13 protein-coding genes are annotated in these 15,754 nt (G+C 69.8%); 6 read left to right on the forward strand and 7 right to left on the reverse strand.

Annotation, left to right across the window (positions count from 1 at the left end):
• Positions 1-107 precede the first annotated feature (107 nt).
• The gene (locus tag Bequi_RS06750) at positions 108-800 is read right to left on the reverse strand and encodes a helix-turn-helix transcriptional regulator (protein WP_249737180.1); all 693 of its coding nucleotides are present in this window, start codon (positions 798-800) and stop codon (positions 108-110) included.
• Positions 801-874: 74 nt separating this feature from the next.
• Here Bequi_RS06750 and Bequi_RS06755 point away from each other — a divergent pair, with 74 nt between their 5' ends.
• From Bequi_RS06755 to Bequi_RS06770, 4 genes are all read left to right on the forward strand, one after another.
• Positions 875-1,603 carry an alpha/beta fold hydrolase gene (locus Bequi_RS06755; protein WP_249737181.1) on the forward strand — a complete coding sequence of 243 codons (729 nt, stop codon included), beginning with the start codon at positions 875-877 and terminating at the stop codon, positions 1,601-1,603.
• Between the two features lie 69 nt (positions 1,604-1,672).
• Entirely contained in the window at positions 1,673-2,659 is a 987-nt protein-coding gene (locus tag Bequi_RS06760; protein ID WP_249737182.1) for an IS481 family transposase, read from the forward strand.
• Positions 2,660-2,850: 191 nt separating this feature from the next.
• Positions 2,851-3,480, forward strand: a complete 630-nt coding sequence (locus tag Bequi_RS06765) for a hypothetical protein (protein WP_249737183.1) — start codon at positions 2,851-2,853, stop codon at positions 3,478-3,480.
• A gap of 5 nt (positions 3,481-3,485) precedes the next feature.
• Positions 3,486-4,325 (forward strand): LuxR C-terminal-related transcriptional regulator, encoded by an 840-nt coding sequence (locus Bequi_RS06770; RefSeq protein WP_249737184.1) that lies wholly within the window; start codon positions 3,486-3,488, stop codon positions 4,323-4,325.
• A 22-nt stretch (positions 4,326-4,347) separates the two neighbouring features.
• Here the strand turns inward: Bequi_RS06770 and Bequi_RS06775 are convergent, their stop codons facing one another.
• Complete coding sequence (locus Bequi_RS06775; RefSeq protein WP_249737185.1) at positions 4,348-6,414, reverse strand: ABC transporter ATP-binding protein; 2,067 nt, start codon at positions 6,412-6,414, stop codon at positions 4,348-4,350.
• Positions 6,411-8,147 (reverse strand): ABC transporter ATP-binding protein, encoded by a 1,737-nt coding sequence (locus Bequi_RS06780; protein WP_249737186.1) that lies wholly within the window; start codon positions 8,145-8,147, stop codon positions 6,411-6,413. Before Bequi_RS06780 ends, Bequi_RS06775 begins: the two co-directional genes overlap by 4 nt.
• 97 nt (positions 8,148-8,244) lie before the next feature.
• On the opposite strand from Bequi_RS06780, the gene Bequi_RS06785 reads away from it, so the two are divergent.
• Both Bequi_RS06785 and Bequi_RS06790 read left to right on the forward strand, forming a co-directional pair.
• Entirely contained in the window at positions 8,245-8,763 is a 519-nt protein-coding gene (locus Bequi_RS06785) for a hypothetical protein (RefSeq protein WP_249737187.1), read from the forward strand.
• 155 nt (positions 8,764-8,918) lie between these two features.
• Positions 8,919-9,566 carry a DUF6318 family protein gene (locus Bequi_RS06790; protein ID WP_249737188.1) on the forward strand — a complete coding sequence of 216 codons (648 nt, stop codon included), beginning with the start codon at positions 8,919-8,921 and terminating at the stop codon, positions 9,564-9,566.
• A gap of 24 nt (positions 9,567-9,590) precedes the next feature.
• Here the strand turns inward: Bequi_RS06790 and Bequi_RS06795 are convergent, their stop codons facing one another.
• The 4 genes from Bequi_RS06795 to Bequi_RS06810 all read right to left on the reverse strand — a co-directional run bounded on the left by Bequi_RS06795 (position 9,591) and on the right by Bequi_RS06810 (position 15,674).
• The gene (locus tag Bequi_RS06795; protein WP_249737189.1) at positions 9,591-10,499 is read right to left on the reverse strand and encodes a class I SAM-dependent methyltransferase; all 909 of its coding nucleotides are present in this window, start codon (positions 10,497-10,499) and stop codon (positions 9,591-9,593) included.
• A gap of 78 nt (positions 10,500-10,577) precedes the next feature.
• Complete coding sequence (locus Bequi_RS06800) at positions 10,578-11,084, reverse strand: DUF456 domain-containing protein (protein WP_249737190.1); 507 nt, start codon at positions 11,082-11,084, stop codon at positions 10,578-10,580.
• A 262-nt stretch (positions 11,085-11,346) separates the two neighbouring features.
• Positions 11,347-14,490, reverse strand: a complete 3,144-nt coding sequence (locus tag Bequi_RS06805; protein ID WP_249737191.1) for an AAA family ATPase — start codon at positions 14,488-14,490, stop codon at positions 11,347-11,349.
• Entirely contained in the window at positions 14,487-15,674 is a 1,188-nt protein-coding gene (locus Bequi_RS06810) for an exonuclease SbcCD subunit D (RefSeq protein WP_249737192.1), read from the reverse strand. The genes Bequi_RS06805 and Bequi_RS06810 overlap by 4 nt, the downstream gene beginning before the upstream one ends.
• Between the last annotated feature and the right edge of the window lie 80 nt (positions 15,675-15,754).

The raw sequence follows: 15,754 nt of genomic DNA on the forward strand, positions 1-15,754 counted from the left end.
GGGCGTTGTCAGAGGTCGGACGTATTCAGCATGTGGAAGCATGCGGCGCTCGCGACCTCGAGTCTTCTAGCTGTACTGACCGGGGACGTTGATCGACCCGATCGAGTTCAGTCCAAGGTGACGCTGGCGGCGGTGTCCGGGGGTGTGCCGATCTCGTCGGCGGTGTGGCCCGAGCACGGATGGCGCGTGAGCGTAGCCTTGCGAATGCGGTCGAGAGAGAACCACCGCACAGCGCCGCGCAGTCGACACCACCCGATGAGGTACCAGCTACCATGGGTGCCGGCGAACAGAATGGGCTCGACGTCGCGACGGGTGTGCTCGCCCGCGGCGGAGACGAAGTCGATGCGCAGCACTCGTTGATCTGTCATGGCCTGTTCGCAGGCCGAGCGGACGGACCGAGAGGTGCTGGGGGGCGAGTCGACCCAGACGCGCTGCGCGAGCTCGCTTACTTGCTCCCGAGTGCGCGGGTCGAGGACATCCACGATCTTGCGGACGGCGGCTGCGGCGAGATCAGAGTACGGCGCATCGGGTGCGGCCTTGACCGCTGCCAGCAGTGCCAAGGCCTGAGCCGGGGACAATGCGACCGGCGGCAGGGAGCCACCTTCTACGATCCCGTACCCGCCGCCTGGACCAGGGCGGGACCATAGCGGTACCCCGGAAGCTTCGAGTGCCCTCAAGTCTCGTTTGATCGTCCGGACAGACACCCCGAACTCACGGGCCAGCCCCTCAGCACTCCTCCCACGCTTCCCGCCGCGCCTGAGCGCCTCCGACAGTGCGTGGAGGCGTTCCGAACGCTTCATCAGGAAACCATCGCCATATTCATGTCACAAATAGTGCCACTCCGTTGTCCAAGAGCCCTGCCAGCATCGAGCACATGACATCGAAAGCAATGGACCAACCACGCGTCATCCTCGTTCCCGGCTACTGGCTGGGCGCCTGGGCCTGGGATGACGTAGTGCCCGCTCTGAAGGAGCAAGGGCTCGACGTCGAGGCCGTCACTCCGCCGGGCCTCGACGAGCAGGATCCCGACCGGAAGAACACCACTCTGCAGGACCAGGCCGACGCCCTCCAGGCCCTCGTCGAACAGGCCGGCGGCGACGTCGTTCTCGTAGGGCACAGCGGTGCCAACGCCGCGGTGAGCACCGTCGCAGACAGGATCCCGCAGCTGCTCCGCCGGGTCATCTGGGTAGATTCCGGGCCCATGCCAGACGGAGGAGCCTTCGCGCCGGAGCTCCCGCAGGACATCGAGGAGCTCCCGCTGCCTGACTTTGACACGCTCGGTCAGCAGGCCAGCCTCGAAGGGCTCAGCGATGGTCAGCTCAAGACCTTCCGCGCCCGCGCTGTTCCCGAGCCTGCAGGTGTCGCCCGCGCCACCGTCTCCCTGACCAGTGATCTGCGCCACAGCGTGCCGACCACCCTGATCTGCTGCTCCCTACCGTCCAGCCAGGTCCTTGAGCTGGCCCAGGCACGACACCCCATGTTCGCCGCCGTCAACGACCTGATCGACGTCCAGATCATCGACCTGCCCACTGGTCACTGGCCGATGTGGAGCCGCCCCGAGGATCTGGCCAACGCGATCGCCGCCGCCGCTCTCGCCTCCTGAGTTCCTCGTCACCGATGAAGGGGGTCAGCCACTGCCGCTGACCCCCTTCATCCCGTTCCGAAAGCCCCCATGAGCCACAAGAACGCCGCCCTGACACCCCGCCACCGGCTGAAGGTCGCTCGCCTCGTCGTCGAGGATGGGTGGCCGATCAGCGAGGTGGCCGCTCGGTTCCAGGTGTCCTGGCCGACGGTGAAGCGGTGGGTCGACCGCTACCTCGCCGACGAGTCCATGGAAGACCGGTCTTCGCGCCCGAGGGTGTCGCCGAACAAGACCCCGAAGACGGTGACCAAGCGGTGCGTCAGCCTGCGAATGCGGTTGCGCGAAGGCCCAGTTCAGCTCGCCGCTCGACTCGGCATCGCACCATCGACGGTGCACCGAATCCTCACGACGGCACGCCTCAACCGGCTGTCCTACGCCGACCGTGCCACCGGCGAGCCGATCCGCCGGTACGAACACCCCCATCCCGGCTCGCTGGTGCACGTGGACGTGAAGAAGCTCGGGAACATCCCCGACGGCGGCGGCTGGCGCTTTGTCGGCCGACTCCACGGCGAACGCAACCGCGCCGCCACGCCCGGGAAGCCGAAGAGCAAATGGCACAACCCAAAGCTTGGGTCCGCGTTCGTGCACACCGTCATTGACGACCACTCCCGCGTCGCGTACACCGAGGTCCACGACGACGAGACCGCCATCACCGCCGTCGCCGTCCTGCACCGGGCGGTCGAGTGGTTCGCAGACCGCGGCGTCACCATCGAACGGGTGCTGTCTGACAATGGCGGGGCATACCGGTCACACCTGTGGCGCGACACCTGCGAGGCCCTATCGATCACCCCGAAGCGGACCCGTCCGTACCGGCCGCAGACCAACGGAAAAGTGGAGCGCTTCCACCGGACCATGGCCGACGGGTGGGCGTACGCCCGCTGTTACACCAGCGAGCAAGAACGACGTGACGCCCTGCCGGACTGGCTGCACCAGTACAACGAACACCGTCCGCATACCGCCTGCGGCAACCAGCCGCCCTCCTCGCGATTGATCAACGTGCCCGGTCAGTACATCTAGCGAACAGACTGCGACCGGAGTACAACCCGAGATGGATCCGATGTCGTTACATGGACACCTTTCAAAGCGCGGCCACGACGATGCGAAGATGCACGAACATACCCAGCCGGAGCAGGCTCCGATCGACTTTCAGGTCGACCCCTGATGCACCCCGTTGCTGTTCCCCTGCCCAGCCCTTCTAGGAGACGACCGTGCGATATCTGCACATCTGCGACCCGAACATCGCGCTCCGCGAGGCCGCAGCGTCGACCATGCTGGCCGCGGCTCCAGAGCTGCGCCTCGGCGTCTCCTCCTCCGACTGGCTCGCCTTCCACGACTGGGGCTACGGCTCCGACCTGGTCGTCCTCCGGGCCGACTTCTGCGACATGTGGCCCGCACTGCTGAAGGTGCGCGCCCTGCGCCGCCTCGACTGCGTGGTCGCGCTCATCCTGCCCGGCGATGCGACCTCAGCTGCGCGCAAGCGCATGCTCGACGCCGGCGCCGCTGCGCTGATCAGCGAGAGCGATGGGCTAGAGGCAGCACTGACCACCCTGCGCAACGTCGCGGCGGATCCGCCCCCGCTGCCCCGCATCTGCGAGGTCGAGCCGATCCTCTCCGATCGGGTGCTGCAGGTCGCCTGCCTCTACGCCAGCACGCAGTCCCCCTCCGCGCAGGACCTCGCGCGCATGTTCGCCACCTCTGTCACCACGGTGAGGACCCAGCTGCAGACCGCGCGGCGCATCCTCCAGGAGTCGGGGTGGGAGGCGAGCACCCGGGCGGAGCGTTCCGCTGCGCTGCGCGGATGCGGACTGATGATCGGCGAGTCCGGTCTCGTAGGATGACGCCTATGTCCGATCTCGGTGGCCCCCGAACTGAGCCAGCGCAGGCCGCTCAGCCGACTGAGCCGTTGAAGGTCTTCCTCATCGGCGCGAGCGAGCTGGACCGCTCGGCGATCGCGCACATCCTGAACCCCCATGGTGTCCAGGTCCACGCGCTGGCCTCCGAAGCGGAGCTCGGCCCTGCGCACCTGCATCACACTGCTCTCTTCGCCGCGTGGAAGGGCGACCCGGAGGCCTTCGCCGGAGCGTTCCGGGCGCGCCGCCGCGGGCTGCTCGTCACCGTCGTCGGCAGCGTGCCCACTCACCTCCGCGAGGAGCTCGAGCGCGAGAACATCCAGCTGATGACGACGGACGGCATCGCGCACTCCGCTCTGAACCAGTTCGTCACGCAGGGGCCGGAGGAGTTCCAGAGCATCGGCGCTCTTCCCGTCGTCGACCCCGACGCGGAGCTCAGCGGATTGAGCGCACCGCTCTCCGCGCGTGAGCGCGAGATCGCCGAGATCATCGCCGCAGATCCCTCCTTCACGCGCACCGCTCTCGCCGAGATGCTGTCGATCTCGGAGGGCACGCTGAAGGTGCACCTCCGGCGCCTTCGCACCAAGACAGGCGGGACCGGGCTCTCCCAGCCCGCCTTCGCCGATCGTCTCCTCGCCATCGGCATCGCCGTCGGCGCCGCGGGAGCCGCTGGAGTCGCGGCAACGGCAGGGGTCGGCGCCGCCGAAGCCACGGCAGCCGCTGCCGTCGTCGGCACTGCGGCCGGGGCGGCCGCAGTCATCGCCGACATCACCGGCAGCGCTGAGAGCGATGGACCCAGCCCCGATGCGGCACCAGGGAGCTCCCCCGCCTGAGCGTGACGAGCCGTTCTGCGGCTCAGGCGCCGGCCACAGCCTCCTGCTCCTCGCTCTCGGCAGGCTCCGCCGCACCGCCCTCGAACTGCGAGCGGTAGAGACGGGCATACGCGCCGCCCGACGCGATGAGGTCTTCATGGCTGCCCTGCTCGACGATGTCGCCGTCCTCCATCACCAGGATCAGATCGGCGTCGCGGATCGTGGAGAGGCGGTGCGCGATGACGAAGGAGGTGCGGCCCTCGCGCAGGAGGTTCATCGCGCGCTGCACGAGCACCTCGGTGCGGGTGTCCACGCTCGAGGTCGCCTCGTCCAGGATCAGCAGGCTCGGCCGGGCGAGGAACGCACGGGCGATGGTCAGCAGCTGCTTCTCACCGGCGGAGACGTTCGAGGCGTCCGAATCGAGCACCGTCTCGTAGCCCTCCGGGAGGTGCGCGACGAAGTCGTCGACGTGCGTCGCCTTCGCCGCCTCGATGACCTCCTCGTCGCTCGCATCGAGGCGCCCGTAGCGGATGTTCTCCATGATCGTGCCGTTGAACAGCCACGTGTCCTGGAGGACCATCCCGGTGCGCTCGCGCAGCTGGCGCCGGGTGAGGTCGCGGATGTCCACGCCGTCCAGCGTGATGCGCCCGCCGTCGATCTCGTAGAACCGCATGATGAGGTTGACCAGGGTGGTCTTGCCGGCGCCCGTCGGCCCGACGATCGCGACGGTCTGGCCGGGCTCGGCGACCAGCGAGAGATCGCGGATCAGCTCCCGATCCGGGCTGTAGGAGAAGCGCACGTGGTCGAACTCCACGCGGCCCTGGCGGATGCGCTCGGCAGCAGCGCGCGTGACGGAGTCGGCCGTCTCGGGCTCCTGCTCCTCGGCGTCCAGCAGCTCGAAGACCCGCTCTGCGCTCGCAACACTGGACTGCAGCATCGTGGCCATGGAGGCGACCTGGCTGAGGGGCTGGGTGAACTGGCGGTTGTACTGGATGAACGCCTGCACGGAGCCGAGCGTGATGCTGCCGGAGACGACCTGCAGCCCGCCGACGATCGCGATGCCGACGTAGCTCAGGTTCCCGACGAACATCATCAGCGGCATGATCAGCGAGGAGACGAACTGCGCCCCGAAGCTCGCCCGGTACATCTCGGCATTGCGCTCCTCGAAGAGCGCGGAGCTCTCGGCGCGGCGGCCGAAGACGGTGATCAGCTCATGGCCGCTGAAGGCCTCCTCAACCTCGGCGTTGACCTTTCCGGTCGCATCCCACTGCTGCTGGAACAGCTTCTGCGAGCGGGTGCCGACGATCGCGGTGACGGCGAAGGCGACCGGGATGATCGCGAGCGTGATGAGGGTGAGCTTCCACGAGATCGTGAACATCATGATCACGACGCCGATGAGCATCAGGATCGAGTTCACCAGGCCTGTCAGCGTGTTGATCAGGGTGTTCTGGATGTTGTCGATGTCGTTGGTGACGCGGGAGAGGATGTCGCCGCGCCGCTGGCCGTCGAAGTAGCCCAGCGGCAGGCGGTGCAGCTTCTCCTCGACGTCCCGTCGCAGGCGGTACACCATCTTGAAGATGATCCGGTTGAGCATCAGCCCCTGCAGCCACTGGAACAGGGAGGCGACCACGTAGAGCCCGACCATCAGGAGCAGCACCCGGTGCAGCTCGGCGAAGTCGATGCCCTGGCCGGGGGTGACATCCATTCCGGTGAGCATGTCGGCGAAGGTGTCGTTGCCCGCCGCGCGCAGCTGCGCGATCGCCTGCTCCTTGGTGGTCCCAGCGGGGAGCTGGCGGGAGATGACGCCGGAGAACACGATGTCCGTCGCCCAGCCCAGCACCTTCGGGCCGACGACCGACAAGCCCACGCTGATCACGCCGAGGAGCAGACCCCAGATCACATACGCGCGCTCCGGGGCCATCTGGGCGATCAGCCTGCGGGCGGAGGGGCCGAAGCTCTTCGCGCTCTGGCCGGGGCGCAGACCGCGCCCGGCGTCCTTCTCCGCGGCGATCTCCGCGGCCTCTGCTGCCTCGTCGCCGACGACGGCCGGTGAGGAAGTCGCGGACTGATCGTCCAGCTCGGTGTTCTCGGCCTGGTCCTGTCGGCTCATGCCGCCACCTCCTCTGCGCCCTGCGAACGGACGATCTCTCGATATGTCTCGCTGCTCTCAAGCAGCTGTGCGTGGGTGCCGGAGGCGACGACGCGCCCGTGATCCATGACCAGGATCAGATCCGCGCTCGTGATGGTCGAGACGCGCTGGGCGACGATGAGCACGAGCGCATCGCGCGTCTCCGGCTTCAGGGCGGCGCGCAGCTTCGCGTCGGTCGTGAGGTCGAGCGCGCTGAAGGAGTCGTCGAAAAGGTAGATCTCGGGGCGGGCGACGAGCGCGCGGGCGATGCACAGCCGCTGGCGCTGACCGCCGGACACGTTCGTGCCGCCCTGGGCGATCGCCGAGTCGAGCCCGTCGGGCATCGCGGCGACGAAGTCGCGTCCCTGCGCGACGGTGAGCGCGTGCCACAGCTCCTCGTCGGTGGCATCGGGCCGGCCGAAGCGCAGGTTCGAGGCGATCGTGCCGGAGAACAGGTAGGGCTTCTGCGGCACGAGGCCGATGCCCTGCCACAGCAGCTGGGGATCCAGATCGCGGACGTCGTGGCCGTCCAGCACCACGCGGCCCGCGGTGGCATCCATGAGCCGGGGCACGAGGTTCAGCAGCGTGGACTTGCCCGCGCCCGTGCCGCCGATGATCGCGACGGTCTGCCCGGCGCGGGCGTCGAAGGTGATGCCCTCCAGCACCGGCGAATCGGCCCCGGGGTAGGTGAAGGAGACGTCCTCGAAGGCGAGCTGCCCGTGCACGTCGACCGCCGTGACGGGCCGTGCGGGCGGGACGACGGAGGATTCGGTGCTGAGCACCTCGTCGATGCGCTCGGAGCTGACCATGGCGCGCGGGATCATCATCGTCATGAAGGTGGCCATCATGACCGCGATCAGGATCTGGATCAGATAGGCGATGAACGCGGTGATCGAGCCGATCTGCATCTGGCCTGCATCGACGCGGGGCGCGGCGAACCACAGCACGAGCACGCTCGAGACGTTGAGCAGGAACATGATGATGGGGTTGATGAGGATCATCAGCAGGCCGACGCGCCTGTTCGTGTCGGTCAGGAGCTCATTGGCGTGCTCGTAGCGCTCGCGCTCGAAGTCTTCGCGGGTGAAGGCGCGCAGCACGCGGATGCCGGTGATCTGTTCGCGCAGAACGAGGTTGATCGCATCGATGCGCTCCTGCATGACGCGGAACAGCGGCGCCGCCTTCCAGATGATCAGGCCCACGGCCAGGAGCATCAGCGGCACCATGACCGCGATCAGCCAGGCGAGCCCGGCCTCTTCGCGCAGCGCCAGGACGATGCCGCCGATGCCCGTGATCGGCGCCTGCACGAGGAACTGCATCGTGAAGAAGACGAGCATCTGGACCTGCTGGACGTCGTTCGTCGAGCGGGTGATGAGGGAGGGCGCACCGAAGCGGCCGACCTCCTGCGCCGAGTAGGTGGCGACCTGGTCGAACACGCGGCTGCGCAGGTCGCGCCCCACCTGCATCGCGGCGCGCGCAGCGGCGAAGTTCGCGACGATCACCGCGAGGATGTTCGCGAGGGTGACCAGCAGCATCCAGCCGCCGAGGCGCCAGATCACGGGGACGTCGCCCTGGGCGACGCCCTCGTCGATGATGTCGGCGTTGAGCGTGGGCAGATACAGCGAGGCCAGCACGCCGATCAGCTGGAAGACGATGACGACGAGCACCCAGGGCCAGTACGGCCGGAGTGCGCGCAGGGAGAGGCGGAGCAGCGTCACGAGGATCCTTCGATGGAGCAGGGCGGGAAGGGCGCTTCCCGCCGGACTCGGAGCCTACTCGCGGGGGCGGACAGTCGGCGGGAGCAATGCCCCTCCGGTGGGCGACCACACCTCGAAAGAGCTCGCGACGCCGGTCGCCAACGCCGTCACCCCTTACCCCTCGGATTACACCAAGTGCAACACCGATTGCAGCGTCATGGGCGACGTCGTCACGGTGATCGTGGACAACATCGGCGGGGACGACACCTGCTCCGATACGCCCAAGACATACAACGACCTCCCCGGGCGTCCTCCGGAGGGCAACGCTTGGGTCTACATGATCACCCAGGAGCCTGATCGCGGAGAGAACTACGAGGTCACGAGTCACGGTGGCTTCCAGCCTCAGTCCGGATCCCTCGACAACCAGTACGTGGGTGTGAAATCGGTCGGTCCGAACGGCCGCACTCGATTCACGTGGCAGGTCACCATGATCAATCCGACCTGCTCGCCAGGCGACGGTGCCATCGAGTACCAGCTCTTCTATCCTCCGCACTACGCCCCCGCCGGCCAGATCTCCAACCCTGAGTACCGCATCACGACGATCTCCCCCTGGGGCACGAACGTGTGGGAGCGCTGATCTCCAGCGAGACGTCGCACTCCGACGAGTCCCGCACCCCCGAGGGGGTGCGGGACTCGCGCATTGTCGACCCGCTTCCATTCCCCAGCGATCCCGACCTGCACCCGCGCCCGACATCCGCCTGTCAGCGCAGGAACACTCCGTAGGCTGGCCCGATGAACTCCCGCATGCAGAAGGTCGTGATCCTCGTGGTCGCACTGGTCCTGGTGCTGCCGCTGGGTGCCGTCGGGCTCCTACAGGCGTTCGGTCCTGGGGAAGGGGACGTCCCTGCTGCGACCGCCCCTGCGGACACGCGCCCTGCGGTCGACCCCGCGTCCCAGCCTTCGCCCTCGCCGACCACGGCGCCTGCGCTCCCCGCCGGCCTCACGGAGCAGTCGGCCGACGGCGCCCAGGCTACGGCTCGCTACACGCTGGAGTCCTACGCGTACATGATGGCGATCGGGGACATGCAGGCCTGGGGCGCCGTCATCGACGGCGGATGCCAGGTGTGCCAGAGCTTCCTCAGCAACGCCACCCAGCTGCACTCCCAGGCCGGATACCAGTCAGGCGGCGTCTTCACCGTCACGGGAACGACGTTCGAGGGCACGGGCGAGCCCCCGGCGAGCGGCACCGTCACCCTGCAGGTCACGCAGGATCCGGCGGTCATCATCGATGACCCCACCCGGGAGGGAGTGGACGTCCCCGGATTCGCCGGCGAGATGCAGATGGTCATGGTCTGGGATGGCACGCAGTGGCGGGTCGGCGACATGGCGATCACCGCAGACTCCGGATCGGTCTCGGACGGCGGCGGCGCGCAGGGCTGATCAGCCAGCGGGACGCAGGGCTGATCAGCCAGCGGCGCGATAGAGGAACAGCTCCGTCCGGTACGGCACGCCGACGACGCTGCCCGGGGCGTGCCCGAGGTGCTCGTGCAGGTACCAGTCGAGGTTCGCGAGCACTCGGCGGCGCTGCTCCTCGGCCGCGGTGATGACGTAGCTGCGCGTGCGGGCGAGATCGATGAGGTCGGGGGTCGGCATCGGATCCTCCCAGCGCAGGGACTGCGTGCTCTCCAGGGCGAAGACCGGAGGCATCGGCGGCTCGAAGTCCTCGCGGTGCACGTCGCCCGCATGCATGATCCTCGAGAGGCGATGAACCCACGGGACCTGCACGTCGAGGCTGTTCCACAGCAGGGCCAGCACTCCACCCGGCCGGAGGATCCGCAGGCACTCCTGCGCGGCCGCCTCGGCATCGAACCAGTGCCACGCCTGCGCCACGGTGATCAGATCGGCCGAGGACTCCCCCAGGCCCGTCGCCTCCGCCGTCCCGATGTGCGCGGTCACGCTCCCTCCCGCCGAGACGGACCAGGAACCCTCCCCTGCTTCCGCACCCTCCGAGGGGGAGCCGCCTCCCGCCCTGCCCTGCTCAGCGCCAACGGCCAGGGCGGTCTCGAGCATCGAAGCAGACGGGTCGACGGCTACGACGCGCAGTCCCCTCCGCGCGAGCTGCCAGGAGAGCTTCCCCGTGCCCGCACCGAGATCCACCGCATCGCGAGCGCCTGCGGGCGCGGCGGCGAGCAGCGCGTCGAGGAGAGCATCCGGATACCCGGGGCGCAGCCGGTCATAGTCGGCGCCCTGGCTCTCGAACGCGGCGGCGAGGGCCCGCTTGCGCGCATCGCTGCCGAAGCGCGGCGCGTCGCGCGAGGAGACGGCAGGGGCGTTCAGGGCGCTCGGCGCGTCCCGTCCCCCGGGGCCCGTCACAGTCCGGAGCCCTTCACAGCTCGAGGTCCATCATGGCGCGGGGGTCGACCGTGCTCGCGGCCCGTCCCTCGGTGCCCGTCACAGCGCGAAGAAGTGCAGCGCCGTGAAGATGCCGAAGGTGAGCAGCGACAGGAAGCCGCACAGCAGCTCCAGGCAGATGCCGATGCCGAGCGCCTTGATCGCCACCCACGAGGAGTCCCAGGCAAGCTTCGGATCCTTGCGGCGGTACCACTCGGCGCCGAAGAGCCCGGCGACGAATCCGATGGGCAGGCCGATCACGGGGATCGCGAAGAAGCCGATGATCGCGGCGACGATGCCGATGACGATCGGCCAGTACGGCACCTCTGCCTGGCGGAGCTTGCGCCCGGTCATGACGTAGCTGCAGGTCATGCCTGCGGCGCAGAAGAGCGCGATGAGGCCGAACCCGAGCCAGGCCCAGCCGCCGAGCACGATCGCCCAGACCAGCGAGGCGATGAGGATCGTGATGGAGCCGGGGATCACGGGGACGACGATCCCGGTGAGGCCCACCGCGTAGGCGATGCCGACGAGGATGGTGACGAGGACCTGCAGGGTCAGAGAATCCACGGTGCCTCCGGGGGTCGGTGCGGGGTGCGTTCGGGAGCGGTCATCGTATCGGGAGAGTCCGCGAGCGCTTCAGTCTGCAACCCGCAAAGCGGCTCACCCGGCGGCCCTGCGCCGGCGGAGCAGCAAAGTCCTCGGTGTGAGGGCCGCTCGCGTGGACTGGTCCACGCCACCGGCTCTCACACCGATGGTTTTGCGGATCCTTACTGAGGAGGAGCGGAGCCGCGGCGCGCTGACAGGCCGAGCGAGGGTGCGCGTCGCTGCCTCACGCGGTGACCGTCGCCGTGGAGGTCCGATCCGGGCCGCGGCGCACGTGGATCTGTTCGCTGATCTGGGCTTTCATGTCCCCCACGTGACTGACGATCCCGATCGTGCGGCCGTGCTCGGCGAGGCGGCCGATCTCCCGGATGACGGTCTCGAGCGTCTCCGGATCCAGCGAGCCGAAGCCCTCGTCGATGAAGAGGGTCTCCATCTGGACGCCGCCCGCTTCGGCGGTGACGATGTCCGCGAGGCCGAGCGCGAGCGCGAGGGAGACGAAGAACGTCTCGCCTCCGGAGAGCGTCTCGGGCACGCGCACCTGGTCGGTGCGGCGATCCATGACGAGCAGGTCCAGCCCGGTCTTCCGGGCGCCGCGCGCGCCGGTGTCCCGCAGCAGCTCGAGATCCGCGCTGGAGAAGAGGGCGAGGCGCGCGTTCGCGGCGGTGATGACGTCCTCGAAGCGCCGCATCAGCACGAAGGTCGACAGGGGGATGCGGTCGCCATCAGCGCTGCGGCCCGTGGCGAGGTCGGCGACGCGCACCACGGATCCGGCCCGCTCACCCACCTCGCGCACGCTCCGGATCGCGCCGCGCAGAGCTGTTCGGGCCTGGTCGGTGCGAGTCTGCGCGGACGATGCCCTGGCCGCGACCCCGGCGGCATCCCGAGCGGCCTGCTGGGCGAGGGCGAGCTGGGCCGTGCTCTGCTCGAGAGCAGCCTCCGCACCGCTCAATGCCTCGTCGCTCGATTCGACACCTGCGATCCCCTCCTGTGCCATCCCCTCTGCGAGGCGCGCGGAATCCAGGCGGTGCTTCTCGAGCAGCGCGGTGAGCTCGCGCTGAGTGCGCGGCTCCAGCACTGCCGCGTGCACCGAGGGCTCCTGCGCGAACGGATCCGCAGCCGCAGGGCCGGCGTCAGCGTCACCGGAGATCCCCGCGACTCGCAGTGCGTCGGCGAGCTGCGCGCTCGCGGCGGCGCGCGACTGGGCGCTCTCCTCCGCGAGCGCCGCGGCCCGCTGTCGTGCCTGGTCGCGCTCGCGCAGGCTGGTGGCGAGGGCGCTCGCGGCGCGGGCCCGCTCCTGATGCTCGGCGCGGCGCGCGAGGACGCTCTCGTGCGCGCCGCGGCCGGCGGCGACTCGGGCCTGGTCCTCCTCGAGGGAGGTGCGCAGCGCGGCGGCCTCCGTGCGCTGCGTCTCCAGCGCGAGAGCCGTCTTCTCGCGCTGCTGCACGAGGGCGCTGGTGGCGTCATCGTGCTTCTCGATCGCTGTCTCTGCCGCGGCGGCCTCCCCCTGCGCCTTCTGGGCGGATGCGACCACGGCGCTCGCCTGAGCGAGCGCCGTCTGCGCGTCCGGGAGCGCAAGGCCGCCGGCCCGTGCGGTGAGCTCCTCGAGCTCCTGGAGGGCGAGGGCGTGCTTCTGCTGGGCCGCGGCGAGGGCGGCATCCGCAGCCTGCCGCGCCGCTTCCGCGTTCTCGACCTGCTCCGCGCTCACGGCGTCGTCGGACGGCGCTGCGGGGGCCGGGTGCTCGGTGCTCCCGCAGACGGGGCAGCTCTCCCCCGGCTCGAGCTGCTGCGCGAGCTCCGCCGCGATCCCCGCGATCCGTCGTCGGCGCAGATCAGCCTCCGCCTCGAGAGCGCGCGCTGCGGCACTCAGCGCCGCACCCGCGGCATCCGCCGCGCGCTCCAGCACCGGCCGGTGCGCCTGCGCCTTCGTCGCCGCGTCGCGCCGGGCCGTCGCGGACTGCTCCGCGAGACGGGCATCGCCGAGGCCTGAAGCCGCGGCACGGGCGGCGTCGCGCTGGGTGAGGAGGGCTGCACGGGCTTCGGGCCGCGCAGCGATCTGCGTGCCGAGGGCCTCGAGATCCGACTCGAGGGCCGTCAGCTGCGAGAGCCGGGCGCCGAGCGACTGCTCCCGCGCGGGGAGTGCTTTCTCGGCCTCGGCGAGGGCGGTCAGCTCGCCGGCCGAGGATGCCGCGGACTGGCTGGCCTCGGCGAGGGCGGCGGCGGGGTCCTCTGCCGTCAGGAGCGCGGTGAGATCGGGGTGCTCGCCGGCGGTGCGCTCGCGCAGCTGATCGAGCGCGCGCTCGCGATCGCCCGCTTCCTGGAGGGCCGTGTCGCGCCGGGCGAGCAGCGCTGCGACGGGTCGCGCATGCTCGTGGCCCAGGAGGCTGCGCTGGGCATCCTGCGCAGCAGGTGCCGACTGCTCCAGCTGCGCGGCCAGGGCATCGAGCTGCCTGCGCCGCAGGATGAGGTCTCGCTGCGAGCGCGAGGTCTCCGCAGCGGTGCGGGCCGCGGTCTCGGCCTGCGCCCGCGCGCTCGCCTGCTGCGCGACCGTCTCCGCTTCCGCCGTCAGGGCCTCGGTGCGCGCAGCTGCGGCCTCGGTGATCGCATCCAGCTGCATGAGGTCGGCCCAGGCATCGAGCTGCTTCCGGTCCTCGTCCTCCAGGCCTGCTGCCTCGCCGAAGCGGGCGAGCGACTGGCCGAGCACTCCCCTCGCCTCGTCGACCTGCCGCTTCGCGCCCTTGCGCATCTCCCCGAGCTGCTTCTCGACGTCCTGGTAGATCTCCGTGCCGAACACCCGCTGCAGCACCTGCTGGCGGTCCCCGGAGCTCGCCCGCAGGAACCTGGCGAACTCGTTCTGCGGGAGGAGGACGGTCTGGGTGAACTGCTCGCGGGTCAGGCCGACGGCGCGCTGGATCTCCCGGCCCACCTCGTCCAGTCGCATCGCGATCGGCTCGACGCCGCCTCCCGCACCCGCGCGGTCCGCGACGACCTCGGGGATCAGCGCGGGCGAGCCCAGTCGCCACAGCAGTGCCTTCGCCTGCTCCTTCGTGGTGCCGGTCCCGCGCAGCTTCGCGCGCTGGTACTCGGGCTCGCGGCGCACGCGATAGATGCCGCTGCTCGTCTCGAACACGAGGTCGACGACGCTGGCTTCGCGGGGGCTCGCGAACTGGGAGCGGATGCGATCCCCGCTCGCCCCGGCGCCCGCGACGGTCCCGTACAGCGCGTAGACGATCGCATCGAGGATCGTGGACTTCCCGGAGCCCGTCGGCCCCTCGAGCAGGAACATTCCGCTCGCGCCGAGGGCGGCGAAGTCGATCGTGACGTCCCCCGCGAACGGGCCGATGCCGCGCAGGCGCAGGTGGTGGAGCCTCATGACGCCTCCTGCCGGCCTGCGCGCACGGCGCTGTAGGCGTCATCGAGGATCTCGTGCTCGAGCGGGGTCGGGGGCGCACCGGTGACGAAGTCGAAGAACTCGTCCATCACGGCGAGGGGATCCGCCTCGCGACGGACGAGCGGAGCGAGGTCCCGCTCCCCGCGGCCCTGGGGATCGAACTCGGTGAGCAGCAGGTGCGGGAACACCTGGTGCAGCCGCTCCTGCAGGTGGGGCGGGCGGGCGGCGTCGGTGATGATCGCCTTCAGCCAGTCCTGCCCGTGCGCGGGGGCCTCGGCGAGCACCTCCTCGAGCGTTCCCCGGAGCTCTGTGAGCGGCCTCGGCACAGGGGTCGAGATCCGCTCGACGGTCATCTCGGCGGGGCCGCCTGCCGACGGGGCGCCGATGTCGAGGAGGAGGACGCTCTTGCGGTGGTCCTTCTCGGAGAAGGAGAACGCCAGCGGCGAGCCGGAGTACCAGGCGGGGGCGCCGACGAGCGCGCTGAGATCCTGCCCGCCATGGAGGTGCCCGAGCGCGAGGTAGTCGATGCCGCAGAAGACGCTCCCGGGCACGGACCCGATGCCGCCGACGGAGAGGTCGCGCTCGGAGTCGCTGGCACTGCCTCCTGCGACGAAGGCGTGCGCGAGCACGATCGCGCGGGGGCGCTGCGCGTGCCGGGCGTGCTGGGCGATCCGCTCGCGCACCCTGTCCATCGCTGCCTGCAGGACCGCGGCGTGGCTGCGCCCCAGGGTCTCCTCGCCTTCAGGGGTGAGGGCGTGGCGGACCATGTCGGGCTCGAGGTAGGGCAGCCCGAAGACGAGAACCTCGCCGTGCTCGTCCTCGAGGACGACGGGGTGCTCGATGCCGGGCAGGTCCGTCAGCAGATGCACGCCGCTGCGCAGCAGGTCCCGGCCGAATCCCAGTCGGGCCGCGGAATCGTGGTTGCCGGGAGTGAGGATCACCGTGGTGATGCGCGCCAGGCGCGAGAGCGTGCGGCCAAGAAGTTCGACGGAGGCGACATCGGGCACCGCGCGGTCGTAGACGTCGCCGGGGATGACGACGGCGTCGACCTCGCGCTCCGCCACCAGATCCACCAGCCAGTCGTGGAAGCGCACCTGATGCTCGTGCAGGCTCTCGCCGTGGAGGGTCCGCCCCAGGTGCCAGTCGGAGGTGTGCAGGATTCTCATGGCTCGACTCTAGGGAGGGGCGCCGACATTCGAGGACAGGCCGGCTCCGAGAGCCCTCTCCCCGCGTCCCGGCCCTGGGC

The organism is Brachybacterium equifaecis (assembly GCF_023509525.1).
GTDB classification, from domain to species: domain Bacteria; phylum Actinomycetota; class Actinomycetes; order Actinomycetales; family Dermabacteraceae; genus Brachybacterium; species Brachybacterium equifaecis.